Source organism: Micromonospora siamensis (assembly GCF_900090305.1).
Taxonomy (GTDB): Bacteria; Actinomycetota; Actinomycetes; order Mycobacteriales; family Micromonosporaceae; genus Micromonospora; species Micromonospora siamensis.
Genome location: NZ_LT607751.1, coordinates 4,297,630 through 4,323,587, shown reverse-complemented (window position 1 = coordinate 4,323,587; position 25,958 = coordinate 4,297,630). Strand labels below are relative to the sequence as shown.

Here is a 25,958-nt window from a genome sequence, read left to right as displayed (position 1 = left end):
ACCCCGGAGGAACCTCATGGCCGACTCGCCGCTGCTCAACCCGCGCACCTACGACCCGACCCACCTGGACGACGAGTCCCGCCGGCTGCTGCGCGCCACCGTCGACTGGTTCGAGTCCCGGGGCAAGCGGGAGCTGGTCGACAGCTACAACCACCAGCGGTGGTACGGAGACTTCCTCGACTTCGCCGCCAAGGAGAAGCTCTTCGCGACCTTCCTGACCCCGGCCGCCGACGGCGCGGGCGACCCGGCGAAGCGCTGGGACACCGCCCGCAACGCCGCGCTGTCGGAGATCCTCGGCTTCTACGGCCTCGGCTACTGGTACACCTGGCAGGTCACCGTGCTCGGCCTCGGTCCGGTCTGGCAGAGCGACAACGCCGCCGCCCGGGCCCGCGCCGCCGCGCTCCTGGACGAGGGGCACGTGATGGCGTTCGGCCTCTCCGAGCGGCCGCACGGCGCCGACATCTACTCCACCGACATGCTGCTCACCCCGGACGGCGCGGGCGGCTTCCGGGCCACCGGCGGCAAGTACTACATCGGCAACGGCAACGTCGCCGGCCTGGTCAGCGTCTTCGGCCGCCGCACCGACGTGGAGGGCCCCGACGGGTACGTCTTCTTCGCCGCCGACAGCCGGCACCCCGCGTACCGGCTGGTCCGCAACGTGGTCAACGCGCAGATGTACGTCAGCGAGTTCCGCCTCGAGGACTACCCGGTGCGCGCGGAGGACGTGCTGCACACCGGGAAGGCCGCCTTCGACGCCGCGCTGAACACCGTCAACGTCGGCAAGTTCAACCTCTGCACCGCCTCCATCGGCATCTGCGAGCACGCCATGTACGAGGCGGTCACCCACGCTCACAACCGGGTGCTCTACGGCCGGCGGGTCACCGACTTCCCGCACGTCCGCCGGGAGCTGACCGACGCGTACGCCCGCCTCGTCGCGATGAAGCTGTTCAGCGACCGGGCGGTGGACTACTTCCGCAGCGCGGGCCCCGACGACCGGCGCTACCTGCTGTTCAACCCGATGACCAAGATGAAGGTCACCACGGAGGGTGAGAAGGTCGTCGACCTGCTCTGGGACGTCATCGCGGCGAAGGGCTTCGAGGCGGACACCTACTTCGACAAGGCCGCCCGGGACATCCGCGGCCTGCCCAAGCTCGAAGGCACCGTGCACGTCAACCTGGCCCTGATCGTCAAGTTCATGGCCAACTACCTGTTCCACCCCGCCGAGCACCCGCCGGTGCCGACCCGGCACGACCCGGCCGACGACGAGTTCCTGTTCCGCCAGGGACCCGCCCGGGGCCTCGGTGCGATCCGCTTCCACGACTGGCGGGCCGCGTACGACGCGCACGCCGACGTGCCGAACGTGGCCCGGTTCCGGGAGCAGGCCGACGGGCTGACCGCGCTGCTCGCCGCGCATCCGCCCACCGAGGAGCAGCAGCGGGACCTGGACTTCCTGCTCGCCCTCGGTCAGCTCTTCGCGCTGGTCGTCTACGGGCAGCTGATCCTGGAGCAGGCCGAGCTGACCGGCCTCGACCGCGACCTGCTGGACGAGATCTTCGACGTGCTGGTCCGGGACTTCTCCGCCCACGCCACCGAGCTGCACGGCAAGGCGGCCACCACCGAGGAGCAGGCCGCCTGGGCGCTGGCCCACGTCCGCCGGCCCACGGTCGACCCGGAGCGCACCGCCCGGGTCTGGTCCCAGGTCGAGGCCCTCTCCGGAACGTACGAGATGAACGTGTGAGGTGAGCGCCTCGCCGGCCGACGGGGCCACCCCGCACTCAGGGTGAGCGCCTCGCCGGCCGACCGGACCACCCCGCGCCCCTTTGCTCTGCTGCCCCGCACGCGACAGTCACCGTCCGTGGCGGGGTTCCAGCGGCGTCACTCGCGGCCCACGAACGCCGTTGCTGGCGGGCGCGGTGGTGCGTCGGCGGCAGCAGAGCAAAGGGGCGCGGAGGGCACGGTGGGGGTGGGGGATCCCCTCACCGAGGGTTATGCGACCGTGCGGACGGACGAGGTCACCCGACGTGGTCGACGGTCCTCGGCCCGACGGTCCGGCCGACGGGTCGGTCCCCGTCGGCCGGCCGCGCGCTCCAGGCGACGGTGAGCAGGTAGAGCGCGGCCACGTAGGTGACCATCACCAGCAGCCCGCGGCCGGGCAGCTCGACGCCGGCCGCGCCCACGCCGATCAGCAGGTCGCTGAGGAGGAAGAGCGCGCCACCGGCGGCGGCCCGGCGGGACACCCCGGCCGCCGCGGCGGCCATCAGGCTCAACGCCAGGCTGTAGCCGAGCACCGGCAGCCGCAGGTCACCCAGCGAGCCCCAGAGCAGGGCGTTCGCCACCGCCCAGAGCGCCAGATAGCTGGCGAAGACCGCAGCCGGGGCCCGCCGGTGCCGCAGGAACGCGGTCAGGAACGCCAGCTGGGCGCCGAGGAAACACCCCATCCCGGCCAGGAACGCGGTGTCGCCGGGCAGCAGCAGCGCCACGTCACCCGCCGTCGCGAACACCAGGCCCGTGGCCACCGCGTCCCACCGCCGGAGTACGGCCAGCAGCCGCACCACCAGCAGCGGGGCGAGCAGCGGCTTGGCCGCCCACTGGAGGACGGGCGCGTCGAGCGCCACGCCGACCAGCTCGACGGCGACGACCGCGCCGAACACCCAGGGCCAGGTGCGCAGCACCAGCCCGCCGCTCGCCCGGCTCACCGGCTGACCGCGGGCGCCGGCGGGGCGGCCGAGGTCGACGGCTGCCAGCCGGGCCGGCCGAACAGGTAGCCGAGGCGGTGCCGCCAGCAGCCGGCCGAGCGCAGGTCGGCCCAGATGGCGGCGTACTCGTGGGTGGCCACCCGCAGCGGGTTGTAGCTGGTGATGTTCTTGGTCAGCCCGTACCGGACGGTGGCGCGTTCCGGCTCGAAGGTGCCGAAGAGCCGGTCCCAAATGATCAGGATGCCGCCGTAGTTGCGGTCCAGGTATTCCGCGTTCGCGCCGTGGTGGACCCGGTGGTGCGACGGCGTGTTGAAGATCCACTCGATGGGTCGGGGCAGCCGGTCGACCCGCTCGGTGTGCAGGAAGAACTGGTAGAGCAGGCTGATCGACTGCTGCAGGAAGATCATCCACGGGGGGATGCCGAGCAGGGCCAGCCCCAGCCAGAACGGCAGCGAGGTCATCGGGGTCCAGCTCTGCCGCAGCGCGGTGGAGAGGTTGAAGAACCGGCTGGAGTGGTGCACCACGTGGCCGGCCCAGAACAGGCGTACCTCGTGGTGGGTGCGGTGGAACCAGTAGTAGGCCAGGTCGTCGGCGAAGAAGAGCAGCACCCAGGTCCACACGCTGGTGGGGGAGAGGTGCACCGGCGCGACCGTCCAGAGCGCGGCGTACGCGCCGACGGTGAGCAGCTTCCACGGAAAGCCGATCAGCTGGCTGCCGGCGCCCATGGAGAGGCTGGTGGTGGTGTCGCGCAGCTCGTAGCCGCGCTCGTCGTCGTCCGGCGCGAACCGGTACGACAGCGCCTCGACGACGATGAGCAGCAGGAACGCCGGTACGGCGTAGAGCACGGCGGGGATCATGCTCGGCATTCCCTTTCCGGTCCGGTGGTGGGGGTGGTGGTGAGGTCTGCGGTGAGCAGCGTGTGGGCCTGCGCGGCGGCCTCGTCGCCGTGCCCGGCGGCGATCGCCGCGCCGAGGCGGCGGTGCCCGGCCACGTCGAGCAGCTCGGCGGCGCGGCGCTGCGGCGGGACGTCGCCGACCGCCACCGCCCCGGCCACCAGGCTGTTGAAGGCCAGCAGGTAGGCGGTGTTGCCGCAGCCGTCGACGATCAGCCGCCAGAGCGCGATGTTCGCCTCGCCCATCGCAGCCAGGTCGGGGGCGAGCGCGGCGAACTCCTCGACCAGTCGGGGCAGGCGGAGTCTCAGCGTCTCGGGGGCGCGCTCGGCGCAGTGGCGGGCGGCGTCGACGCCGATGCAGGCCCGCATCTCCAGCATGTCCCGGACCAGGTGCTCCACCGGCAGCACGTCGCCGTCGCGGACCAGCGACAGCGCCAGGTCCAGCCCGGCGTGGGCCCGCCAGTCGAGCACCCGGGTGGCGCCGCCCTGGCTGATCCGCAGCAGGCCGAGCTGCTGGAGGCGGCGCAGCGCCTCGCGCACGGCGTGCCGGTTGACCTCGAACGCGGCGGCCAGCTCCCGCTCGCCGGGCAGCGGGTCGTCCGGCCGGTACCGGCCGCTGACGATCGCGTCGCGGAGCTGGGCGAAGACGTGGTCGGAGACGGAGGCGCGGGGGACGGGAACGAAGGCCACGGCAGCAGTGTGACGGCGGGCACATCAACCCGTCAACTGGTTGGACCAGTTTTCGCGTACCAAAGAAGACGGCGGCCGGGTCGCGATGACCCGGCCGCCGTCGCGCGGTGCTCAGGACCGGCCGCGCTCCGACCGGTAGCGGCGGATCAGCGCCGCCGTCGACGAGTCCACGTCGGACAGGTCGGCGGTGTCGCCGGTGAGCTTCGGGGCGAGCTGGTTGGCCATCACCTTGCCCAGCTCCACCCCCCACTGGTCGAACGGGTTGATGTCCCAGATCGCGCCGGAGGTGAAGACGACGTGCTCGTAGAGGGCGATCAGCTGGCCCAGCGTGCCCGGGGTCAGCATCGGGGCGATGATCGAGGTGGTCGGGTGGTTGCCCGGCATCACCCGGTGCGGCACCACCTTCGGGTCGGTGCCCTCCGCCTCCACCTGCTCCTTCGTCCGGCCGAAGGCCAGCGCGGCGGTCTGCGCGAAGAAGTTCGACATGAACAGGTCGTGCATGTCGGCCAGGTCGTGGTTCGGCCGGCTGAACGCGATGAAGTCCGCCGGGATCAGCAGGGTGCCCTGGTGGATCAGCTGGTAGAAGGCGTGCTGCCCGTTGGTGCCCGGCTCGCCCCAGAAGATCTCGCCGGTGGCGTAGTCGACCGGCGTCCCGTCCAGGGTGACCGACTTGCCGTTGCTCTCCATCGTCAGCTGCTGGAGGTAGGCCGGGAACCGGTGCAGGTACTGCGAGTACGGCAGCACCGCGTGGGTCTGCGCGCCCAGGAAGTCGACGTACCAGACGTTCAGCAGGCCGAGCAGCGCCGGCACGTTCCGCTCGATCGGCGTGGTCCGGAAGTGCTCGTCGACGGTGTGGTAGCCGGCCAGCAGCTCCCGGAACCGGTCCGGCCCGATCGCCAGCATCACCGCCAGCCCGACCGCCGACGGCAGGGAATACCGGCCGCCCACCCAGTCCCAGAAGCCGAACATGTTCTCCGGGTCGATGCCGAAGTCGCCGACCCGCTGGGCGTTGGTGCTGACCGCCACGAAGTGCTTCGCGATCGCCGCGTCGTCGTCGGCGTCCAGCCCGGAGAGCAGCCAGGTCTTCGCCTGGTTGGCGTTGGCGAGGGTCTCCTGGGTGGAGAAGGTCTTCGAGACCACCACGAACAGGGTGGTCGCCGGGTCCAGGTCGTGGGTCTTGTCGTGGATGTCGGTCGGGTCGATGTTGGAGACGAACCGGCAGCTGATCCCGCCGTCCCGGTACGCCTTCAGCGCCTCGTACGCCATCACCGGGCCCAGGTCGGAGCCGCCGATGCCGATGTTGACCACGGTGCGGATCCGCTCGCCGGTGTGCCCGCGCCACTGCCCGGCGCGCACCCGCTGCGCGAACGCCGACATCCGGTCGAGCACCGTGTGCACGTCGGCCACGACGTCCTGCCCGTCGACGGTCAGCGAGGCGTCCCGCGGCAGCCGCAGCGCGGTGTGCAGCACCGCCCGGTCCTCGGTGGAGTTGATGTGCTCCCCGGCGAACATGGCGGCGATCCGCTCGGTCAGCCGGGCCCGCCCGGCCAGCCCCACCAGCAGGTCCACGGTCTCGTCGGTGACCAGGTTCTTGCTGTAGTCCACGTGCAGGTCGGCGACCTCGCCGGTGAGCCGCTCACCGCGCTGCGGGTCGGCCGCGAACAGCTCCCGCAGGTGGGTGCCGCGGATCGTCTCGGCGTGCTTGCGCAGCGCCTGCCATTCGTCGGTGGTGGTCACACTCGCAGCCATCGGGTCGCTTCTCTCCTTCACCACGGTTCGCCGGCGACCGTCCTCGGGCCGTCCGGCGGCTCACCGTCCAGCCTGCCACCCGCCGGACGAGCGCGCGACGCGACACCGCCGACCCGTACCGCAAGGTGGTCGGCGACACGCTCTTGGGACACGTGTACGACACGCCGGTCACCCAATGACACCGATCGGTCGCGGAAAGTACGCTCTGCCTGCTTCCGGTGCCCGCTCCCGAGGAGGTACTCCCATGGCGACGGTGATCGGTCCCCGCCGCACGTCCGAGCCCTCCGACGACGACGGCGAGCTGGACCTCCCGGAGCTGGAGGACGGCCACTGGATGCACCACGCCACCGAGTTCGCCCACACCAGCTTCGCTGCGGTCGCCCGGCGCCTGCCCCACCTGGTCCGGGAGGCGGTGACGCTGGCCTGGGCCACCAGCCGGCGGGACACCGCGGCGGCGATCGGGCTCAACCTGGCCGCCGGGGTGATGACCACCCTCGGTCTGCTCGCCACCACCGGCGTGCTCCGCCAGCTGTTCGCCGCCGGTCCCACCCCCGACCGGGTCCGGGCGGCGCTGCCCTCGCTGCTGCTGGCCGCGCTCGCGGTGACCGCCAAGGGCAGCCTCACCGTCGCCGCCGGCTGGGCGCAGGCCCGGCTGATCCCGCAGATCAACTACGAGGTGGAGCTGCGGCTGTTCGAGACCACCACGGCGGTGGAGCTGGCCGCCTTCGACGACGCCGGATTCGCCGAGGAGATGGACCGCGTCCGGGACCGGGGGATGGCCGAGGCGGCGTCGATCGTCGACCACACCGTCAACCTGATCACCGGCGTGGTCGGCGTGCTGGCCACCGCCGTCGCGGTGGCGGTCATCCAGCCGGTGCTGCTGCCCTGCCTGCTGCTCGCCGCGGTGCCCGAGGCGGTCACCGCGGTCCGGATGGCCCGCCGGCAGTACCTCGCCATGCTGGCCCGGATCACCCGGCGCCGCCGGATGTGGATGCTGGCGCACCTGATGGCCAACCGGCACACCGCCGCCGAGATCCGGGCGTACCAGATGCGGCACTTCCTGCTCGGCGAGTTCCGCCGGATGATGACCGTCGAGACGCGGGCGTTGCTGCGGCTGGCCCGCGCGCAGACCACGACGCGGGCGATCGGCATGTCGGTCGGCGGCGTCGCCGCCTTCGCGGTCTACGCGGTCCTCGGCGGGCTGCTGCTCGGCGGGGTGGTCGCGCTCGCCGCCGCCGCGACCGCGCTGCTGGCCTTGCAGTCGGCCCGGTCCAGTCTCGGCATCGCCGTCTTCGCCACCAACAACCTCTATGAGGACGCCCTCTACTACCAGGACTACCGGGACTTCCTCGACCGGGCTCGGGAGCGGATCACCGCCGGGGAGGGGCGTCCCGTCACCGGCTTCGACGGTATCGAGCTGGACCGGGTCACCCTGCGCTACCCGGACACGGACACCGCCGCCGTCGACGAGGTCAGCCTCACCGTGCGCCGCGGGCAGGTGGTGGCGCTGGTGGGCGAGAACGGCTCCGGCAAGACCACCCTCGCCAAGCTGATCGCCGGCCTCTACCGGCCCACCGGCGGGACCATCCGCTGGGACGGGGTCGACGTCGCCGAGTTGGACCCGGCGCAGACCGCCGCGCAGGTGGCCGTGATGACCCAGGACTGGTGGAAGTTCCCGTTCACCGCCGGGCAGAACATCCGCGTCGGCCGGCACGACCGCGGCGGGCGGCCCGGGCCCAGCGTCGAGGAGGCCGCCCGCGCGGCCGCCGCGCACGACATGATCGCCGACCTGCCGTTCGGCTACGACACCCTGCTGGACCGGGAGTTCAAGAACGGTCAGGACCTGTCCGGCGGGCAGTGGCAGCGGCTGGTCGCCGCCCGCGGCCTCTACCGGGACGCCCGACTGCTGATCTGCGACGAACCCTCCGCGGCGCTGGACGCCCGCGCCGAGTACGCGCTCTTCCAGCACCTGCGCCGCCGTCCCGACCGGGCGGTCGTCCTGATCACCCACCGGCTGGCCAACGTCCGGCACGCCGACCAGATCTTCGTCATGGACCACGGCCGGCTCGTCCAGCGGGGCAACCACGACGAGCTGATGGCCGCCGGGGGCCTCTACCGGGAGCTGTTCGAGCTCCAGGCCAGCGGCTACCTGGCCGGCGCGGCGGAGTGAACCGTTCGGCGTCCGGTCAGCGCCGGCTCGGCCAGCGCGACGGCCAGGGCGACGGCCGTGAGCAGCCCGCCGGTGACGAAGGTCGCCGCGACGCCCAGCCTCGACAGCACCTGCCCGCCGAGCAGCGCGCCCGCCGCGATGCCGACGTTGAACGTCGCCGAGTTCGACGCGAGGCCCAGCTCGGTGCGGCCGGGACTCACCTGGAACACCCGTGTCTGGGTGACCAGGAAGACCGGCACCGCGGTGGCGCCCAGCACCGCCAGCAGGACCACCAGCGCACCCGGCGCGGTGAACAGCCCGAGGCCGAGCAGCGCCAGCGCCTGCCCGCCCACCGTCACCGCCAACGCCGCCCGCGGACGGCGGTCGACGACCCGGCCGACCAGCGCCACCCCGGCGATACCGGCGACACCGAAAACCGCCAGCAGTGCGCCCACCGCCGTGACGGCCGACCGGCCGGCGACCAGCTGCGTCACGTAGGTGAAGCCGGTGAACATGCCGGTCACCGAGACGGCGGTGACCACCAGCAGCACCGCGAACCGACCGGCGTGCGGCGCCTGCGCGTACGCGCCGTGGCTGCGCTCCGGCGCGGTGGTCGGCAGCAGCGCGACCACCAGCAGCAGGGTGACCAGCGCGGCCGCGGCGACCAGCAGGAACGGCAACCGCCAGCCGTCGTGCTGGCCGAGCCAGGTGCCCGCCGGCACCCCGGCCACGGTGGCCAGCGACCCGCCGACCGACATCACGGCCACCACCCGGCCGCGCACCGTGGGGGAGAAGAGCCCCACGGCCACCGGCGCGGTCACCGCCCAGAACAGCGCCTGGGCCACGGCGGTGGCGATCCGGGCCCCGAGCAGCACCGGGTACGCGCCGGTGAGCGCCCCGACCAGGGTGGCGCCGGCCAGGACGGCGAGCACCCCGCCGAGCAGCCAGCGTCGGGGCACGTCCCGGGTCCACCGGGCCAGCGGTAGCGACACGGCGGCCACGGCCAGCCCGTACCCGCCGACCAGCCAACCCACCCAGGGCAGCGGCACGTCCAGGTCGGCGGCGATCAGCGGCAGCAGGCCGATCGGCAGGTTCTCGGTGGTGTTGAACAGAAACGCCGACAGGGCCAGCGCCAGCAGCACCGTCACCCGTCGTACGCCGTCGGTCGTCGTACCCGCCATGGTCACCCTCCCCGTGCCGGCTCGTTCCCGACCCTAGGGGAAATCGGTCGTCCGGCTTGACCCTGACGCTGCGTCAACCCTCCATCCTGTCCGGCATGGACATCCCACCGAGAACCGATCCGGTTCAGGAGCCCGCCATCCACGTGCGGGGCCTGGAGAAGTCGTACGGGGAGCTGCGCGTGCTGCGCGGCGTGGACCTCGACGTGGCCCGGGGCAGCATCGTCGCCCTGCTCGGCTCGAACGGGGCGGGCAAGACCACCATGGTGAAGATCCTGGCCACCCTGCTGCGGGCCGACGCCGGCACCGCCCGGGTCGACGGTTTCGACGTCGCGACCCGGGCCGCCGACGTACGCGCCTCGATCAGCCTCACCGGGCAGTTCGCGGCGGTCGACGAGATCCTCACCGGGCGGGAGAACCTCGTCCTGATCGCCCGGCTCCGGCACCTGAAGGACCCGGGCGGGATCGCCGACGACCTGCTGGCGCGCTTCTCGCTGACCGAGGCGGGCGGGCGGCGGGTCGGGACGTACTCCGGTGGCATGCGCCGCCGGCTGGACATCGCGATGAGCCTGATCGGGAACCCGCCGGTCGTCTTCCTCGACGAGCCGACCACCGGGCTGGACCCGCAGGCCCGCATCGAGGTGTGGCAGGCCGTCCGGGAACTCGCCGCGGGTGGCACGACCGTGCTGCTCACCACCCAGTACCTCGACGAGGCCGAGCAGCTCGCCGACCGGATCGCGATCCTGCACGAGGGACGGATCGTCGTCGACGGCACCCTCGACGAACTCAAGCGGCTCCTGCCACCCGCCCGGGTCGAGTACGTCGAGAAGCAACCCACCCTGGAAGACGTCTTCCTCACCCTCGTCGGCGCCGCAACGGAACAGGACCAGCGATGAACAGGCACTTCCTCGGCGACACCGCCGCCCTGCTCGGCCGCTCGCTGCGGCACATCGGCCGCAGCCCCGACACCATCATCACCACCGCGATCATGCCGATCGCCTTCATGCTGCTCTTCGTCTACGTCTTCGGCGGCGCCATCGAGACCGGCACCGACTCGTACGTCAACTACCTGCTGCCCGGCATCCTGCTCATCACGATCGCCTCGGGCATCTCGTACACCGCCTACCGGCTCTTCCTCGACATCCAGGGCGGCATCTTCGAACGCTTCCAGTCCATGCCGATCGCCCGGTCCGCCGTGCTGTGGGCGCACGTGCTGACCTCGCTGGTGGCCAACCTGGTCTCGCTCGTGGTCGTGGTCGGCGTCGCCCTGCTCATCGGCTTCCGCTCCGGGGCCGGCGTGCTGGACTGGCTCGCGGTCGCCGGGATCCTGGTGCTGTTCACCCTGGCCCTGACCTGGCTCGCGGTGATCCCCGGGCTGACCGCGACGTCGGTGGACGGGGCCAGCGCGTTCTCCTACCCGCTGATCCTGCTGCCCTTCGTCAGCTCGGCCTTCGTGCCGACCGGGTCGATGCCCGGACCGGTACGCGCCTTCGCCGAGCACCAGCCGGTGACCGCCATCGTCGACGCGATCCGGCACCTGTTCACCCGGCAGCCGGTCGGCACGGACATCTGGGTCGCCCTGGCCTGGTGCGTCGGCATCCTGGCCGTCGCCTACCTGGTGGCGGGCCTCACGTACCGTCGCCGGGTCTCCTGAGGAACGACGGCGGGGCGAGAGCATGCTGACGATCGGTCAACTGGCGTCGTACGCGGGCGTCACCGTGCGGGCGGTGCGGCACTACCACCAGGTCGGGTTGCTGCCGGAGCCGGACCGGGACGCCTCCGGCTACCGGCGGTACGGCGCGACGGCGGTGGTGTCACTGATCCGGATCCGTACCCTCGCCAACGCGGGCGTGCCGCTGTCGCAGATCGGTGAGCTGATCGAGGCGGACGAGTCGACCTTCACCGACGCCGTCCGGCGGATCGACCGTCGCCTGCGCGACGAGATCGAGAGGCTGGAGACCAGCCGGCGGCAGATCGCCCAACTCGCTTCCGGGAACCGCCTGGTGCTTCCGCCCGAGGTGGCCCATTATCTCGACCGACTGCGGGAGATCGGGGTGTCCGAGCGGATGCTGAAGGGCGAGCGGGACGGGTGGATCCTGATCGCGGCCCGCTGGCCCGACCGCGCCCGCGAGTGGATGCCCAGCAAGCTCGCCGAACTCGACGACCCGCAGGTCGTGCGGCTCTACCGGCTCCTGTCGGAGATCTTCGACGGCGACCCGGCCGACTGTTCCCGGCTGCCGGAGGTCGCCGACATCATGGTCGCCCTGGCCGAGCGGGCGGAGGCCGCCGGCCAACTGGACCTCGGCGAGGTGGGGGACGACGATCTGCCGTTCGACCTGCTCGACTCGCTCACCGACGAGTACGACCCCCGCTCCGAGCGGCTGCGGGACCTGATGCGGGAACGTGGCTGGAGCGGGTGGAACCGGATGGAACGGCTGGCGCAGCCGGCCGGCTGAGCGCGGGTCAGAGCACCTGGGACAGGAACTGCCGTAGCCGGGGATGCTCGGGGCGCTCGAAGATCGCGGCCGGCTCGCCGGCCTCCAGCACCACGCCCCGGTCCATGAACGCCACGGTGTCGGCGACCTTCCGGGCGAAGCCCATCTCGTGGGTCACCACCACCATCGTCATCCCGCCGGCGGCCAGGTCGGCCATCACCCCGAGGACGCCCTTGACCAGCTCCGGGTCCAGCGCGGAGGTCGCCTCGTCGAAGAGCATCACCTCGGGGCGCAGCGCCAGCGCCCGGGCGATCGCCACCCGCTGCTGCTGGCCACCGGAGAGCTGGGCCGGCCGGGAGTCGGCCTTGCCGGCCAGCCCGACCAGCTCCAGCTGCTCCCGGGCCACCTGCGCCGCCTCGTCCTCGCCCAGCTTCTTCAGCCGGCGCAGGGCGAGGGTGACGTTGCGCAGCACGGTCATGTGCGGGAAGAGGTTGAACTGCTGGAACACCATGCCGATCCGCTGGCGCAGCGCGTCCGGGTCGTCGCGCAGCACGCTGCGCCCGTCCAGCAGCACGTCGCCGGCGTCCGGCTCGATCAGCCGGTTGATCGTGCGCAGCAGGGTGGACTTGCCGGAGCCGGACGGGCCGATCACGCAGGCCGTACCGCCCCGGGCGACGTCCAGGTCGGCGCCGCGCAGCACCCTGTTGGCGCCGAAGGCCAGGTGCACGTCGCGGACGGCGAGGCTCACCGAGGTGGCGGTCGCGGTGCTCATCGGGGCTCCTTCGTGCTCGGGGCGGCGGTCTGCGGCGGCAGGGCGGTCTGCCCGGCCACCGCCAGGCCGCCGTCGTCGTCCGGGTCGGCGGCGACCGCGCGGCCCTGCCGAAGCCGCCGGTCGATGGCGTTGACCGCGTGGGTCAGCGGCACGGTCAGCGCCAGGTAGAACAGCCCCGCCAGCAGCAGCGCGGACTCGTTGCCGGTGGTGGCCGCGTAGTCCTGCCCGATCCGGAACAGCTCCCGCTGGCTGGCCACCAGGCCGAGGAAGTAGACCAGGCTGGAGTCCTTGATCAGGGCGATCAGCTGGTTCACCCAGGCCGGCAGCACCCGGCGTACGCCCTGCGGGACGATCACCATCCGCATCGCCTCACCCCAGGAGAAGCCGAGCGCGCGGGCGCCCTCCAGCTGCGCCGCCTCGACGCTCTGGATGCCGGCCCGGAAGATCTCCCCGATGTAGGCGGCGGCGATCAGCGACAGCGCCAGGATGCCCAGCGGGTACGGGTTGGGTCCCCACACCCGCAGGCCGAACGGCGCGAGGCCGACGCCGATCAGCAGGATCGTCGCCGCGGCGGGCAGGCCCCGGAAGACGTCGGTGTAGACCCGCGCCGGCCAGCGCAACCATCGGGTACGCGAGATGCCGGCGATCGCCAGCAGCATCCCCAGCACCGAGCCGAGCAGGGCGGCGGAGACCGCCAGGATCAGCGTGTTGGGCAGCCCGACGGTGAGCATCTCGGGCAGCGCCTCGCGCATGGCGTCCCAGTCGAAGAAGGTCTCCCACAGGGTGCTCAACGGATCCATCGTGTTCTCCCACCGCCCCGCTCGTCTGGTGCGTACGTCAGGAAGCCGCCGACGGCGACGGCGCCGCCACGGTGCCGCTGCCCGGCTTGAAGTCGGCCGGGATCGGCCGGCCCGGGTAGTACTGCGCCTGGAGCCTGGTCCAGGTGCCGTCGGCGATCACCTCGTCCAGGCCCTTGTTCAGCGCCTCGCGGAGCTTGTCGTTCCCCTTGGCCACCGCGTACGCGGTCGGGGCGGGGCTGAGCTCCTTGGCCGCCACCTTGATCTTGCCGGCGCTGTCCGCAGCGGACTTCTCGCCGATCTCGGCGGGGGCGATCCAGGCGTCCGCGGTGCCGGCCCTGAGCTGGTTGAGCGCGCCGTTGTAGTCGGGCACCCGCACCGGGTCGAGACCCTTGCCGGTGGCGTAGTCGTCCTGCACGGTGCCCTGCACCACGACCACCCGCTTGCCGGCGAGTTGGTCGAAACCGGTGATCGGGGAGCCGGCCGGCACGTCGAGTCCGAAGTAGCCGAAGTCGTAGCCGTTGCCGAAGTCGACGGTCTTCTTCCGCGCCTCGGTGATGGTGATCGACGAGCTGCCCACGTCGAACTTGCGGTTGTTGACCTGCGACAGCAGCGCGGAGAAGTCGGTGCCGACGAACTCCACCCTCAGGCCGACCTTGCCGGCCACCGCGGTGAGCAGGTCGTTGTCGAAGCCGGTGAACTTTCCGTCCTTGAGGTACACGTTCGGCGGGGCGTCGGTCAGCGTGCCGGCCCGCAGCACGCCCGCCTGCTGCAACCCGTACGGGTTGTCGGCCGAGGCGGTGGAGTCGTCCCCACCGCAGGCGGTGAGCGTGGTGGCGGCGAGCACGGCGGCGGCGCCGAGGGCGGCCACCTTGGACAGGGCGGGAAGGAATCGCACGGGTCTCTCCGAGGGATGTCGGGCGGCGCACGGGCGCACGCCACCGACGGTGCGCCGCAGGAGGGCACACCGCTTCGGGTGGTGCGGGGAGGGGAGGGGTGGATCAGAGCGTGGGGCGGCGACGACAGCCGTCGCTGCAGACCCGCATCAGGTCGACGTGCCGCCGTTTGACCAGCATCGGGCCGGTCGCGGACGACGCGACGGGTGACGCGGAAGGAAAGGCAGGCATGGTTCTCCCTGGGTCGGTGTGTTGACCTGGGAACCAGGCCACGCTTGCACCGGCGACACGCCGGTGCCCGGTCCTCACCCGGAGCACCCCACCGTGGAGGAGGGTTGCCGGCCAGCGAGCCGGGGCTTCGCGCTGGCGCTCATGACCTGACCAGAAATCTAGGAGCTGCCCCCGGTGATCGTCCAGTCGTTATGACCACCCTCACCCCGCAGGCCTTACCCGGGCCGGTCGCGGCCCAGGTAAGGCACCCGCTCAGACGACCGTGACCGGGTGCCGGACCACCCCGTCGAAGAGGTAGCCCAGCTCGTTGGGAGCGGCCCGGTCCGGCTGTGCCGCGTCGGTGACGTCGGTGGCCCGGGCCCGCAGGCGGTACGCCCCCGGCGCGGTCGGGCGCCACCGGACAGTCCACCGCTGCCACGGCCCACCGGCGTCGGCGGCGACCAGTTCGGCGGGACGCCACCCGTCCCCGGTGTCCACCTCGACGGTGCGGATCGGCCCGTTGCCGGACCAGGACCGGCCGCGTAGCAGCAGGTCGGCGCCGGCCGGGACGCGGACGTCCCAGGGCAGCTCGAAGGCGCTCTTCACCGACTGGGCGGTGAGCGGGTCCCCGTCGCCCGCGTGGCCGGGGCCGAACATCCGGTAGAACCGGGTGTTCCAGGGGGAGAAGAGCGGGCTGGCGGAGACCTCCACCGGGCCGACCCACTTGATCGAGGCGATGCCGATCCAGCCGGGCACCACCACCCGCACCGGGAAGCCGTGGTCCGGCGGCAGCGGCTCGTCGTTCATCGCGTACGCCAGCAACACGTCGTCGAGGGCCTTGCCCAGCGGCAACGGTCGACGTACCCGGCCCAGGTCCACCCCGCCGGTGACGTACGCCGGGTCCAGGCCCTCCGGCATCACGTCGACCGCGGCGTCGGTCAGCCCGGCCAGCCGCAGCACCGTCGACAGCCGTACCCCCGTCCAGCTGGCCACCCCGACGCCGCCGAGCCCCCAGGCCACGCCCGGCGCGGGCGTGCCCTGCTGTTCGTCGAAGAACCGGCGGCCGTTGCCGGCGCACTCGACCAGCGCGGTGATCCGCTCGGCCGGCAGCCGCCGCAGGTCGGCCAGGCCGAACTCGACCGGCCGGTCCCGGTCGGGCCGCCCGCGCAGGCCGGTGCCGAACAGGCTGAGCCGCCAGTCGTCCGGGTCGATCGCGGGGGTGCGGGTGTGGTTGCGGACGAAGAACCGGTCGGTGGGGACGACGTACCCCTGCCCGGCCATCGCCTCCCAGCGCATCTCGGCGTTGGTGTCCAGCGGCGTGAGCAGCTCCGGCGGCAGCGGCTTGACGATGCCGCCCGCCGGGCCCGGGTCGACGCCTACCGGGTCGGCGGCCACCGCGACCGGCTCCCGTTCGCGCGCCGCGGCGGTCAGCGCGCCCATCGCCGCACCCAGTTCCAGCAGCCCCTGCCGGGACACCCCGCCGCCGTCGGCCCGGCCGGCCAGCCACTGCCGGGCCCGCAGGTCGTCGTGCCGGGCCTCCTCCCACGACGGGGTACGGGACATGCCGGCCTCCTGACCGTTCGGCGACGCTGCCATCCCCCATTCAACCAGTGGGAATTGCGAGGCCGTCTCGGGACCGGTCAGCCCCGACCGGCGAAGAAGTCGGCCATCGCCCGGGTGTGGGTGGAGAAGGCCAGTTCCACCGGTTCGGTGAGCACCAGCCACTCGGTGGCCTCCTCGGTCGGCGCCGACGGCGGCAGTTCGCCGGCCGGCCGCTCGGGCAGCACCCCGAAGACCATCATGGTGCCGCCGGCCGGCGCCCCGTGCACCGCGAACAGCTCGACCTCGTCGGCGCGGCCGATCAGGCCGGTCTCCTCCCGCAGCTCCCGGACCAGCGCGTCGGACCACTCCTCGCCGTACTCGATGAAGCCGCCGGGGAGCGCGAGCTCGCCGCGGGCCGGCTCGATGTCCCGGCGGACCGCCACCAGGCCGAGCCCGGCGTCGGTGCGTACCGGCAGCAGCGCCACCGCCACCGGCAGCGGATTGCGCCAGACCGTCTGGCCGCAGACCGCGCAGACCCGCGGCCAGCCGGCCCCCGCCGGGTAGGCCGAGCCGCAGTACGAGCAGTGCGAGTACGGTGCGCCGGTCATGTCGCCGCACGTTACCGGCCCGGACGGCCGGTCGCCCACCGCGCGGGTCACCGCCCGTCGCGCAGCCTCTCCCGGGCCTTCATCAGGGCGAAGCCGAGCAGATTCTCGCCGCGCCAGTCGGCCGGGTCGGCGGCGCGCGGGTCGTCGGCGGTCAGCCCGATGCCCCAGATGCGGTCGGTCGGGCTCGCCTCGACCAGCACCCGGTCGCCGGTGCCGAGCAGATATGCCCCCAGCCCGTCGTGCTGGCCGAACTTCGCGACGCTGCCGGCCACCACGATCGGGTACCGGCGGGCGATCCAGGTCGCCTCGTCGAAGCCGCGCACCTGCCGGCCGAGCGCCTTGGCCCGGTGCGGGTGCCGGGCGGCGAGGATCCGCTCGCCGGTCTCCTCGTCACCGAAGAGCGCCGCCTTGTGCCACATCATCCAGTGCTCGGCGGTGGCGAACGTCCGGCCGTCCACCGTGAACGGCGCCGGCCACCACTGACTCAGGCAGCCCGCGCCGATGCTGCCGTCCCGCTGCGGCTGGTGGCCCCAGAAGTGCAGGTATCTGACGCGTCGGCCGGTGCGGGTGAGGTCGGACAGCTCGGCGACGCTACGGGGTGACGACACGCTCGACAGTGTGGCCGACAGGTGTGACACGTCGGGCCCCGGCCGAACTCAGTCCGTCCCTCCGCCGCCACCGCCGGAATCGAAGGTCGCCGCGTCGCCATAGGCCGCGTTGTCCACGACCGCTGCGGAGTGCCGGTCGGGTACGCCCCACCCCCGCTCGAAGACGTCGCGACCGGGACGTGGCGAACTGCGGCGGATCGCACGCATCGCGGCCCGGGCGGCGGCTGCCTTCTCCTCCGCCGTCTGCGGCCTACGCCGCCGACGTCGGACGATCAGGGCGGTGATCCCGGTGACGAGCGCGACGCCTGCGAACGCGAGATACCACTGCATGCCGACACGGTAGGAGGGGCGCGCATCTTGCGGCACGACGCCGGATGCCGGCGGACGGCAGTCGGGCGGTGTGACAGCCACCGGGCGTGGCTCCGGTTCAGTCGTCGAACTCGAAGCCGGTCGCGCGAGCGTGCTCGACGAGTCGTCGCAGCCGGTCCCGATCGGCCGCCACCGCCGTGAGCAGGACCGCCAGGTCGTCCAGTGCCTGTCGGTCGTTGCTGGTGGCGAAGAAGGCGCCGCCCTCGGGGTCGGACACGAAGCGGCCGTCAAGCCCCGGGGCATCCGTGGCGACGAGAAGCTCGACGACCCCCTCCCAGAAGTAGCCATTGGGTTCGTGCCCGAGTTCGGAGATCAGGTCGTCCACATCGGTCGTCCCGGCCTCCAGGGACAAGAAGTATTCGCCGGGCTCGGTCTGTGCCACCTCTACGGGATCCACCGGCGCATCCTGACAGACCCCTCCGACACGAAGTCGGTGTCGAGCGGCCGGGGGGTGAGGTCATCCAGCCGCCAGAGCACGGTCGACGTCACGAGCTGTGGCTAGGATGACGCATCTCGGCCGGGGCGGCGTCTCCGCTTTCCCACTCCAGGTCACGTGGACGAGTGCCCAGCGATCGCCGACCTCGAGCAGCACATCGTCGCGTGCCTGTGACCGTCCGGCGACGACGAACGCGGCCTCGTACAGCGGATGGCCTGGTGAGGTCTCGCGGATCAGTTCGTCCGTCAGGGCCGTGATCTGTCGTTGCTCTGCTGCGCCCCCGTTGCGGAGGTCCCACCAGGGCGCGGGTAGAGCCAGGTGGTCAGGCATGCCGGCATCGTTTCACGGCGGCGCGCGCCAGGCCCTCCACCGGTGCCACCCGCCGGCAAGGAGAATCTGGCGGGCAGCGTACCCGCCTGGCATGATCATGCGGCCCGGACGGCGGCCGACCCGGACGCCACGACTACCCGGAGGGTGCGACCAGTGGGACTGTTCAAGCGGCGATCGAGGACTCCCGTCGAGCGGCTGATGTCCGCCGCCGGCCTCCCCACCGCGGGCGGCGAGGTCCCGGTGCGCGACGTCGTGATGGACGTGGTGCGGCGCAACCGGCGGGTCGCGGCGGTCCTCGGCGTCGTGGAGGAGCTGCTGACCGGGGAGGGCCCGGCCGCCGAGGTGGCGTACGACTTCATCGAGGATCTGCAGAACGCGGCGTCGCACGGCATCGACGGTCTGCTCACCACCGAGGAGCTGTTGCCGCTGCGCGGGCCCCGCACCGTCGAGGCGTGGGAGACCGTGGACCGCTTCTGGGCCGCCGTCGTCGCCTGGTGCGACGAGACCGGGGTGGAGCTGGACCCGGCCGAGACGTTGCGGGCCGTGGAGAACCCGGCACTGCGGTCGATCATGTGGCCGACGTGCCGAAGCCTGCCGGACGGCCGCCGGGTACGGCTCAGCGACGTGATCCGCTACGAGAAGGCGGTCGGCACGCCGATGGCCGGCATCGGCCACCGGCCGGACTGAGCGGGGTACGCCGGAACCCCGTGACCTCCGGCGTACCCCTGGCTTGCCTCACTCCACCGGCTGGCCGGTGTACGCCGCGGTGGTCCGCGCGCCCGCCGCCCGGGCCGCCTCCTCGTCGGTGCCGTCGGCGACGTCAGCGGCCACCCAGCGCTCGCTGCTCAGCGTGATGAACCGTCGGGCCTCCTCGGTCGCCATCCACTCGGCGGCCTGCTCCGGGGTGATGCCCGAGCCGCGCAGGTGGTTGGCGAGGCCGAACAGGCCCATCTCCCAGCCGATGCCGACGGCGCCGGGGCCGAACTGCACCCAGCGCTCGTCGTCGACGTGCGCGACGTGCTCCAGTTCGAACCGGGTACGCCCCGCGTCGACCGGGACGATCCGCACCTCGACCCAGCTGACGTCCCCGCCCATCTCCCAGGTGGCGGCGAAGCTCTTCGGCGGGTCGCAGCGCTCCACGACGCCACCGGCGTTGCCCTCGAACTGGTAGCGGCCACCGAGCCGCAGGTCACCGGAGACGGGCAGGAACCAGCGGGGGATGCGCTCGGCGTTGGTGCAGGCGTCCCAGAGGTCCTCGGGTGTGGTGTCGTAGGTGCGGGCGATGGTCAGCACGCGCGCCTGGCCGGCCTCCAGGGCGCGGCTGCCGACGGTGCGGCGTACCTCGTCGATCTCGTGGGTCACGTCGGTCATGGTTTCTCTCCTGAGTCGTCGGTCGGGGTCTGGGTGTGCCGTGCCCGCCGGCCGCGGGCGATCTCGGTGCCGAGGGCGTCCAGGGCGGGGCTCCAGAAGCGGCGGAAACCGTCGAGCCACCGGTCGACCTCGCGCAGTGGCGTCGGGTCGATCGTGTAGAGCCGGCGGGTGCCCTGCGCGCGGACGGTGGCGAAGCCGTTGTCCCGCAGCACCTTGAGGTGTTGTGAGACGCCGGGCTGGCTGATGCCGAACTCGGTGCCGACGGTCGCGCAGATCTCCCCGGCGGTCAGCTCGCCGGGGGCGAGCAGTTCCAGGATCCGACGGCGGACCGGATCGCCGAGGACGTCGAAGGCGTGCACCACCACTTTATATCAGATGCGACTTATATAAGCGAGAACTCAACGGCGGCGGCGTGCCGCCCGGCGCAGCTCGTCGGCGCCCCAGACGATCGGCGGGAAGGCCAGCAGCAGCGCGAGCATCGCCGGTTGCGGCGGTCGGGTGCCGAAGAGCTCGCGCAGCGGCGGGACCGTCACCACCAGCGCGGCGAAGACCAGCTCGAAGGCGATGCCCCAGAGCAGCAGTCGGTTGCTGAACACCCCGATCCGCCACAGCGAGGCGTGCTCGGTACGGGCGGCGAAGGCGGTGCCGACCTGGCAGGCCACGATGCCCAGGAAGGTCATCGTGGTGGCCTCCTGGTACGCGTCGTGCAGAGCGCTGCCCGGCCCGGTGGAGGCCCCCGGCCGCCAGCCGGCGCGCAGCAGCACCGCGAAGAACCCGGCCAGCACCAGCACCGCCGAGATCAACCCGAGGAAACCCCAGGCCCGGGCCAGCATGGGTGCGTTGACGACCTTGTCGCTGCGCCGCCGGGGAGGCCGGTCCATCAGCCCCGGCTCGGCGGGCTCCCGGCCCAGCGCCAGCGCCGGTAACGTCTCGGTGCCCAGGTCGATGGCGAGGATCTGCAGCACCGTCAGCGGCAGCGGCACCGCCCCCGCGGAGAGCGCGAAGACCAGGAAGGGCACCACCTCCGGGGTGGCGTGGGCGAAGATGTAGAGGATGAACTTGCGGACGTTGTCGTAGACCCGCCGCCCGGCGGCGACCGCGGCGACGATGGTGGCGAAGTTGTCGTCGGTGAGGACCATCGTGGCCGCCTCGCGGGTCACGTCGGTGCCTGTGCGGCCCATCGCCACCCCGATGTCCGCCCGGCGCAGCGCCGGCGCGTCGTTGACCCCGTCGCCGGTCATCGCCACCACCTCGTGGTTGGCGCGCAGCGCCTCGGCGATGTGCAGCTTCGCCTCGGGGGAGACCCGCGCGAAGACCACCTCCCGCCGCTCGCCCAGCAGGTGACGCAGCTGGTCGGCGGTCATCGCGTCGAGCTGCTCGCCGGTGACCACGGTGGGCTCGCCCCGGACGATGCCGACCTGCCGGGCGATCGCCGCGGCGGTGAGCCCGTGATCGCCGGTGACCATGATGATCCGGATGCCGGCGGTGTGGCAGCGGGCCACCGCCTCGGGCACCTCCGGCCGCGGCGGGTCGACCATCGCCACGAAACCCAGGCAGGTCAGCTCCCGCTCGGCGTCCGCGCGCCGCTGCGGCACCGTCGCCAGCCGGCGCCGGGCCACGCCGAGGACCCGCCGGCCCTGCCCGGCCTGCGCGGTCACCGCCGCGTCCACCCCCCGCCGGTACGCCTCGTCGAGCGCCCGCTCCGACCCGTCCGCCGCCACCACCCGCGTGCACCGGCGCAGCACCTCCTCGGGTGCGCCCTTGGTGTGCAGCCAGAGCTGGTCGCCCACCTGGTCGACGGTGGACATCAACCGCAGCTTCGGGTCGAACGCGAACTGCGTACGCCGGCCGGGGTGCCCGGCGTCGGTGACGCCCAGGTCGGCGGCGAACCGCAGCGGCGCCACCTCGGTCGGGTCCCCGCCCTCGGGGTCGGCGTTGTTGCACGCCGCGAGCGCCACCGCGAGGGCGCGCAGCGCGGCGTCCGGCCGGGTGCCCGCCCCGGGCGCCGGGTCGAGCAGGGTGTCCGCCGCCCGTACCGCCACCACCCGCATCCGGTTCTCGGTCAGGGTGCCGGTCTTGTCGGTGCAGATCACGTCGGTCGAGCCGAGCGTCTCCACCGCGCTGAGCCGTTTCACCACCGCGCCGGCCCGGGCCAGCTGGCGTACGCCGACGGCCAGGGCGAGGGTGATGGTGGGCAGCAGCCCTTCGGGCACGTTGGCGACGAGCAGGCCGATGGCGAAGGCGAACGCGTCGGAGGTCGGCATGCCGGCGACGAGCACCCCGATCGGGAAGAACACCAGCCCGGCGCCGACGGCCACCGCGGCGATCAGCCAGGCGATCCGGCGTACCTGCTTCTCCAGCGGGCTCTCGTCGCGGCCGACCCGCTGGGTGAGGGCGGCGATCCGGCCCAGCTCCGTACGCATCCCGGTGGTCAGCACGGTCGCCCTGCCCTGCCCGCTCAGGCAGTTGGTGCCGCTGAAGAGCAGGTTGCCCGCCTCGGTCGGGCCGTGGCCGCCGGCCGGCGCGTCGGCGGCCCGGTGCACCGGCTGGGACTCCCCGGTCAGCGCCGAGAGGTCCACCTCGACGTCGCCGTCGACCAGCCGCGCGTCGGCGGAGATCCGGTCGCCCTCGCCGACGGCGAGCAGGTCCCCGGGGACCAGCTCCGCCGCCGGAACCTCGGCCCACCGGCCGTCCCGGCGTACCCGGGCGTGCCGCGGCAGGTAACGGGTGAGCGCCTCCACCGCCCGCTCGGCCTGGCGTTCCTGCACCGAGGCGAAGAGCGCGTTGAGCGCGATGACCACCAGGATCGCCACCGCCAGCACGGTGGTGCCGGAGATCCAGGCCAGCGCGGCGGCGATCCACAGCAGCAGCGCCAGCGGGTGGACCACCTGCCGGCCCACCTCCCGCCACCAGCCGCGGCGGCGTTGCCGGCGCAGCTCGTTGGGGCCGTGTTCGGCCAGCCGTCGGCGGGCCTCGGCGGTGCTCAGCCCGTCCGGCCCGGTGCGCAGGTCCTGGAAGAGACGGTCCAGCGGCACGCGCGGGTCCACCCCGCCGCCCGGCTCCCGCTGCTGCGCCACCGTCCCAGGCTCGCCCACCGGCGACGCCGACGGGCGGTTTTACGTCACCCGTCACCCGCTGCCCGCGATGATCGCGCTCGATCCTGGATGTAGTGGCCTCCCGGTCGCGTCGAGGCCACTACATCCAGGTTGCAGCGCGATCTTGGGGAGCGCCGGGCCGCACCGTCAGCCGAGGCGGGCGGCGACCGCGCTGCGCAGCTCGGGCAGCCGGCCGTGCAGCAGGCCCGGGCACTGGGTCGAGTTGAAGTCCTTGTGGCCGTAGATCTCGGTGGGCGCGATGGCGTACTGCTGGCAGGTGAAGGCGCAGAAGAGCACCAGGCTGTCCCAGAGCGCCTGCGGCGGCTGCACGTCGAGGTAGATGCCCTCGTTCTCGATGCCGATGGCCTGGCTGTTCTGGCCGACGCAGTGCGCGCCCTGCACCATGGTCTGCCCGTGCAGCAGCGCGTACAGGCTGCCGTGCCGGCCCTCGGTCAGGTAGCCGGCCCGGCTGTTGGTGAAGTGCTGCCCGGAGTCCAGCCAGCCGTTGGTGTCCATGTGCAGGTTCTGGATGTCGCGGGAGTTCTGGTAGGCGTGGGCCAGGCTGTAGTCGGTGGAGTTCGGGAACGCCGTGTGATGCACGATGATCTTGTTGGGCCGGTTCTGCACCACGGTCACCGCCGACGACGGCGGCCGGGCGCTCCAGGTCGCGCAGTTGGCGATGACCGGCTGGTCGACCGGGGTGGTGACGGCCCGGGCGCCGCGGTCGTCGCCGAGCTGGGTCAGGGCGGTGCCGCCGGCGGCGGCACCCAGCAGGACCGCGCCGCGCAGCACGGACCGCCGGGACAGGGGAACGGACACGGGATCTCCTCAAGGGGATACGGCCGAAGGGACGGCGGCGGGCCGCGCGGGCCCGCCGCCGCCGCGGGTCAGCAGGTGCCGTTGCAGGCCAGCACCCGGAGCCGGTCCAGGGTTCCGTTCCAGACGTTCTGGTCGCCGGGGAAGACGCCCGAGGACGACCACTGCCAGAAGGAGTACGTCGACCAGCCCGCCGGCAGGGTGCCCACGGTGCTGGCGTACCGGGCGATCCAGAGCGGGTTGTTGGCGGCGAACTGCGAGGTGTTGCCGGTGCAGGTGCTCCACCAGTCGGTGGTGGTGTAGATCGTCGCCCAGCGCCCGGTGCGGGCGTAGTACTGGTTGACGAAGGAGGCGATCCAGCTGCGCATCGCGCTCTGGCTCAGCCCGTAGCAGGTCGAGCCGTACGGGTTGTACTCGATGTCCAGCGCGCCGGGCAGGGTCCTGCCGTCGCGGGACCAGCCGCCGCCGTGGTCGACGAAGTAGTTCGCCTGGGTGGCGCCGCTGGTGGTGTCCGGCCGGGCGAAGTGGTACGCGCCCCGGATCATCCCGACGTTGTAGGAGCCGTTGTACTGCTGGGCGAAGTAGGCGTTGGTGTAGTAGGTGCCCTCGGTGGCCTTGACGTAGGCGAACCGGGCGCCGTTGCTGTACGCCGCCGACCAGTTCACGTTGCCCTGGTAGCTGGAGACGTCCATGCCGGGCAGCCCGGCCGGGGCGGCGCTCGCGGGGGTGGCGGCCAGGGTGGTCGAGGCGACCGCCGTGACCAGGGTGAGCAGGGTGGCGGCGGCGGCCCGGACGGCCGTACGCAGGGGGTGTTTCATCTTTCCTCCCAGGGGGTGCCGCGGGGGAACGGCGGAGGTGAAAAGAACTGCCAGTATTACGACACAGATCGAAGATCGTCTACAAGATTACATAGAAGAATATCTTTGAAAGGTCAGTCGGCCGGGCGGTCCGCGCCGGTCACCTCGGCCGCGGCACGCTCACCGGCGCGCACCGCGCCCTCCAGGTAACCGGCCCACCGGGTGGCCGTCTCGGTGCCCGCCCAGTGGATCCGTCCCACCGGCCGCCGCAGGAACGGCCCGTACCGGGTCCACGACCCGGGCGTCAGCGCCCCGCAGAAACACCCCCGGGTGTACGGGTCGGCCGACCAGTCGTACTCGATCAGCTCGTCGGGGCGGCCGGCCCGCCGGCCGACGGCCGCGGTCAGCGCGTCCAGCAGAGCGTCCCGACGCGCCCCGGCGGACATCTCGCGCAGCTCGCGCGCCTCGTCGCCGTAGCAGAACGCGGTCAGCACCCCGCGGCCCGAGTCCGGCATGCCGTTGTCGACCGTCTCGGTCACCGGGCCGACCACGGCGGTGCCCACCCCGGAGAGCCCGTCCGCGCGCCAGAACGGCTCCGGATAGACCGCGTGCACCTTGAACGCCGAACCCATCGGGACCCGCTGGGTCAGCCCGTCGCGCAGCGCCGGCAGCGCCGGGGCGTACCGGATCCGACCGGCCAGTGCCGGGGGCAGCGCCACCACGACCGCGTCGGCGGCGACGCGTTCCCGTTCGGTGTGCACCAGCACGCCGGCCCGGTCCTGCTCGATCGCGTGCACCGGCGCCCCGCAGGTCACCGACCCCTCGGGCAGCGCCGCCGCCATCCGCTGCGCCAGCGCCGCCGGGCCGCCCACCAGCCGGTCCTGCTGCGCACCGCCGGCCATCCCCAGCAGCAGCCGCGAGCCACCCCCGCCGCGCAGGTAGAACACCATCTGGAGCACCGAGATCTCGTCCGGGCTCGCCGCCAGCAGGCCGCCGGCGAGCAGCCGGCCGGCGTACCGGGCCGACTCCGGGTCCGCGGCCGTCCCCTCCAGCCAGTCGGTCAGGCACGTCCGGTCCCAGCGCGGTGCCTCGGCGGCCCGCCAGGGCTCGGCCGGGTCCACCGCCGCGCTCAGCGAGTCCAGGGCGGCGAACAACTCCTCCGCGCCCGCCGGTGGCTCCGTCGACCGACCGCCCCGGCGCAGCACGTACCCGGCGCCGTGCGCGGCCGACGGGAAGGTGTCGATCCCGTACGCGGACACCAGCGCGTACATCCGCTCCTGGGTCGGGCCGATCCACTGCGCACCCAGATCGAGCTGGGTGCCGTCGTCCAGCCACCCGGTCAGCACCCGGCCGCCCACCCGGTCCCGGGCCTCCAGCACCCGCACCCGCGCCCCGGCCCGGGCCAGCGCCAGCGCGGCGGCGAGCCCGGAGAACCCAGCGCCGACCACCACCACCCGGTTGCCTCGGGACACCGGCGCCGCATACCCGGTTCCCGGGCCGCTATGGGCGCCGGTTGTCGTAC

General features: G+C 72.9%; 26 protein-coding genes and 1 riboswitch. Of the genes, 6 read left to right on the top strand and 20 right to left on the bottom strand.

Annotated elements, in window-relative coordinates:
* Positions 1 to 16 precede the first annotated feature (16 nt).
* Positions 17 to 1,738, top strand: coding sequence for an acyl-CoA dehydrogenase (locus GA0074704_RS19990; protein ID WP_088971911.1), 1,722 nt, complete (start codon positions 17 to 19; stop codon positions 1,736 to 1,738).
* 274 nt (positions 1,739 to 2,012) lie between these two features.
* Here the strand turns inward: GA0074704_RS19990 and GA0074704_RS19985 are convergent, their stop codons facing one another.
* From GA0074704_RS19985 to pgi, 4 genes are all read right to left on the bottom strand, one after another.
* Positions 2,013 to 2,696: a lysoplasmalogenase gene (locus tag GA0074704_RS19985; RefSeq protein ID WP_231926590.1), complete on the bottom strand. Its 684-nt coding sequence runs from the start codon at positions 2,694 to 2,696 to the stop codon at positions 2,013 to 2,015.
* Entirely contained in the window at positions 2,693 to 3,553 is an 861-nt protein-coding gene (locus GA0074704_RS19980; protein ID WP_088971910.1) for a sterol desaturase family protein, read from the bottom strand. Before GA0074704_RS19980 ends, GA0074704_RS19985 begins: the two co-directional genes overlap by 4 nt.
* Positions 3,550 to 4,278, bottom strand: coding sequence for a FadR/GntR family transcriptional regulator (locus tag GA0074704_RS19975; protein ID WP_088971909.1), 729 nt, complete (start codon positions 4,276 to 4,278; stop codon positions 3,550 to 3,552). Before GA0074704_RS19975 ends, GA0074704_RS19980 begins: the two co-directional genes overlap by 4 nt.
* Before the next feature lie 111 nt (positions 4,279 to 4,389).
* A complete protein-coding gene (gene pgi, locus GA0074704_RS19970) occupies positions 4,390 to 6,027 on the bottom strand; it encodes a glucose-6-phosphate isomerase (RefSeq protein ID WP_088971908.1) in 1,638 nt (545 codons plus the stop codon).
* 244 nt (positions 6,028 to 6,271) lie between these two features.
* Between pgi and GA0074704_RS19965 the strand changes: the two genes are divergently transcribed.
* Positions 6,272 to 8,197, top strand: a complete 1,926-nt coding sequence (locus tag GA0074704_RS19965; RefSeq protein ID WP_088971907.1) for an ABC transporter ATP-binding protein — start codon at positions 6,272 to 6,274, stop codon at positions 8,195 to 8,197.
* On the opposite strand, the gene GA0074704_RS19960 is transcribed toward GA0074704_RS19965, so the two are convergent.
* Entirely contained in the window at positions 8,173 to 9,357 is a 1,185-nt protein-coding gene (locus GA0074704_RS19960; protein ID WP_088973830.1) for an MFS transporter, read from the bottom strand. The genes GA0074704_RS19965 and GA0074704_RS19960 overlap by 25 nt on opposite strands.
* A gap of 95 nt (positions 9,358 to 9,452) precedes the next feature.
* Between GA0074704_RS19960 and GA0074704_RS19955 the strand changes: the two genes are divergently transcribed.
* Genes GA0074704_RS19955 through GA0074704_RS19945 form a run of 3 tightly spaced genes read left to right on the top strand, consistent with a single transcriptional unit; the run spans position 9,453 to position 11,810 of the window.
* Entirely contained in the window at positions 9,453 to 10,250 is a 798-nt protein-coding gene (locus tag GA0074704_RS19955) for an ABC transporter ATP-binding protein (RefSeq protein ID WP_088971906.1), read from the top strand.
* Positions 10,247 to 11,008 (top strand): ABC transporter permease, encoded by a 762-nt coding sequence (locus GA0074704_RS19950; RefSeq protein WP_088971905.1) that lies wholly within the window; start codon positions 10,247 to 10,249, stop codon positions 11,006 to 11,008. Before GA0074704_RS19955 ends, GA0074704_RS19950 begins: the two co-directional genes overlap by 4 nt.
* Positions 11,009 to 11,030: 22 nt before the next feature.
* Positions 11,031 to 11,810, top strand: a complete 780-nt coding sequence (locus GA0074704_RS19945; protein ID WP_088971904.1) for a MerR family transcriptional regulator — start codon at positions 11,031 to 11,033, stop codon at positions 11,808 to 11,810.
* Between the two features lie 7 nt (positions 11,811 to 11,817).
* Here the strand turns inward: GA0074704_RS19945 and GA0074704_RS19940 are convergent, their stop codons facing one another.
* From GA0074704_RS19940 to GA0074704_RS19900, 9 genes are all read right to left on the bottom strand, one after another.
* Entirely contained in the window at positions 11,818 to 12,561 is a 744-nt protein-coding gene (locus GA0074704_RS19940; protein WP_088971903.1) for an amino acid ABC transporter ATP-binding protein, read from the bottom strand.
* Positions 12,558 to 13,361, bottom strand: a complete 804-nt coding sequence (locus GA0074704_RS19935) for an amino acid ABC transporter permease (protein ID WP_088971902.1) — start codon at positions 13,359 to 13,361, stop codon at positions 12,558 to 12,560. Before GA0074704_RS19935 ends, GA0074704_RS19940 begins: the two co-directional genes overlap by 4 nt.
* Positions 13,362 to 13,398: 37 nt before the next feature.
* On the bottom strand, positions 13,399 to 14,256 hold the full coding sequence (locus GA0074704_RS19930) for an ABC transporter substrate-binding protein (protein WP_088971901.1): 858 nt from the start codon (positions 14,254 to 14,256) through the stop codon (positions 13,399 to 13,401).
* Positions 14,257 to 14,520: 264 nt separating this feature from the next.
* A riboswitch (SAM riboswitch) is annotated at positions 14,521 to 14,632 on the bottom strand.
* A 105-nt stretch (positions 14,633 to 14,737) separates the two neighbouring features.
* Positions 14,738 to 16,027 carry a sulfite oxidase gene (locus GA0074704_RS19925; RefSeq protein ID WP_088971900.1) on the bottom strand — a complete coding sequence of 430 codons (1,290 nt, stop codon included), beginning with the start codon at positions 16,025 to 16,027 and terminating at the stop codon, positions 14,738 to 14,740.
* Between the two features lie 77 nt (positions 16,028 to 16,104).
* Positions 16,105 to 16,614 (bottom strand): NUDIX domain-containing protein, encoded by a 510-nt coding sequence (locus tag GA0074704_RS19920; protein WP_088971899.1) that lies wholly within the window; start codon positions 16,612 to 16,614, stop codon positions 16,105 to 16,107.
* Positions 16,615 to 16,661: 47 nt separating this feature from the next.
* Entirely contained in the window at positions 16,662 to 17,231 is a 570-nt protein-coding gene (locus GA0074704_RS19915) for an NADAR family protein (RefSeq protein ID WP_197697673.1), read from the bottom strand.
* 39 nt (positions 17,232 to 17,270) lie between these two features.
* Entirely contained in the window at positions 17,271 to 17,552 is a 282-nt protein-coding gene (locus tag GA0074704_RS19910; protein WP_088971897.1) for a hypothetical protein, read from the bottom strand.
* A 97-nt stretch (positions 17,553 to 17,649) separates the two neighbouring features.
* Positions 17,650 to 17,988, bottom strand: a complete 339-nt coding sequence (locus tag GA0074704_RS19905; RefSeq protein WP_088971896.1) for an Imm51 family immunity protein — start codon at positions 17,986 to 17,988, stop codon at positions 17,650 to 17,652.
* Between the two features lie 60 nt (positions 17,989 to 18,048).
* Complete coding sequence (locus GA0074704_RS19900) at positions 18,049 to 18,357, bottom strand: hypothetical protein (RefSeq protein WP_088971895.1); 309 nt, start codon at positions 18,355 to 18,357, stop codon at positions 18,049 to 18,051.
* A gap of 153 nt (positions 18,358 to 18,510) precedes the next feature.
* Between GA0074704_RS19900 and GA0074704_RS19895 the strand changes: the two genes are divergently transcribed.
* Positions 18,511 to 19,044 carry a hypothetical protein gene (locus GA0074704_RS19895; RefSeq protein ID WP_157743732.1) on the top strand — a complete coding sequence of 178 codons (534 nt, stop codon included), beginning with the start codon at positions 18,511 to 18,513 and terminating at the stop codon, positions 19,042 to 19,044.
* Between the two features lie 48 nt (positions 19,045 to 19,092).
* Here the strand turns inward: GA0074704_RS19895 and GA0074704_RS19890 are convergent, their stop codons facing one another.
* From GA0074704_RS19890 to GA0074704_RS19865, 6 genes are all read right to left on the bottom strand, one after another.
* Positions 19,093 to 19,728, bottom strand: a complete 636-nt coding sequence (locus GA0074704_RS19890) for an SRPBCC family protein (protein WP_088971893.1) — start codon at positions 19,726 to 19,728, stop codon at positions 19,093 to 19,095.
* On the bottom strand, positions 19,725 to 20,087 hold the full coding sequence (locus GA0074704_RS19885) for an ArsR/SmtB family transcription factor (RefSeq protein ID WP_088973829.1): 363 nt from the start codon (positions 20,085 to 20,087) through the stop codon (positions 19,725 to 19,727). The genes GA0074704_RS19890 and GA0074704_RS19885 overlap by 4 nt, the downstream gene beginning before the upstream one ends.
* 39 nt (positions 20,088 to 20,126) lie before the next feature.
* Positions 20,127 to 22,805: a cation-translocating P-type ATPase gene (locus tag GA0074704_RS19880; protein ID WP_231926588.1), complete on the bottom strand. Its 2,679-nt coding sequence runs from the start codon at positions 22,803 to 22,805 to the stop codon at positions 20,127 to 20,129.
* 165 nt (positions 22,806 to 22,970) lie between these two features.
* A complete protein-coding gene (locus GA0074704_RS19875) occupies positions 22,971 to 23,642 on the bottom strand; it encodes a peptidoglycan recognition protein family protein (protein ID WP_088971892.1) in 672 nt (223 codons plus the stop codon).
* A 68-nt stretch (positions 23,643 to 23,710) separates the two neighbouring features.
* Entirely contained in the window at positions 23,711 to 24,457 is a 747-nt protein-coding gene (locus GA0074704_RS19870) for a lysozyme (protein ID WP_088971891.1), read from the bottom strand.
* Positions 24,458 to 24,570: 113 nt separating this feature from the next.
* Positions 24,571 to 25,908 carry a flavin monoamine oxidase family protein gene (locus tag GA0074704_RS19865; protein WP_088971890.1) on the bottom strand — a complete coding sequence of 446 codons (1,338 nt, stop codon included), beginning with the start codon at positions 25,906 to 25,908 and terminating at the stop codon, positions 24,571 to 24,573.
* Between the last annotated feature and the right edge of the window lie 50 nt (positions 25,909 to 25,958).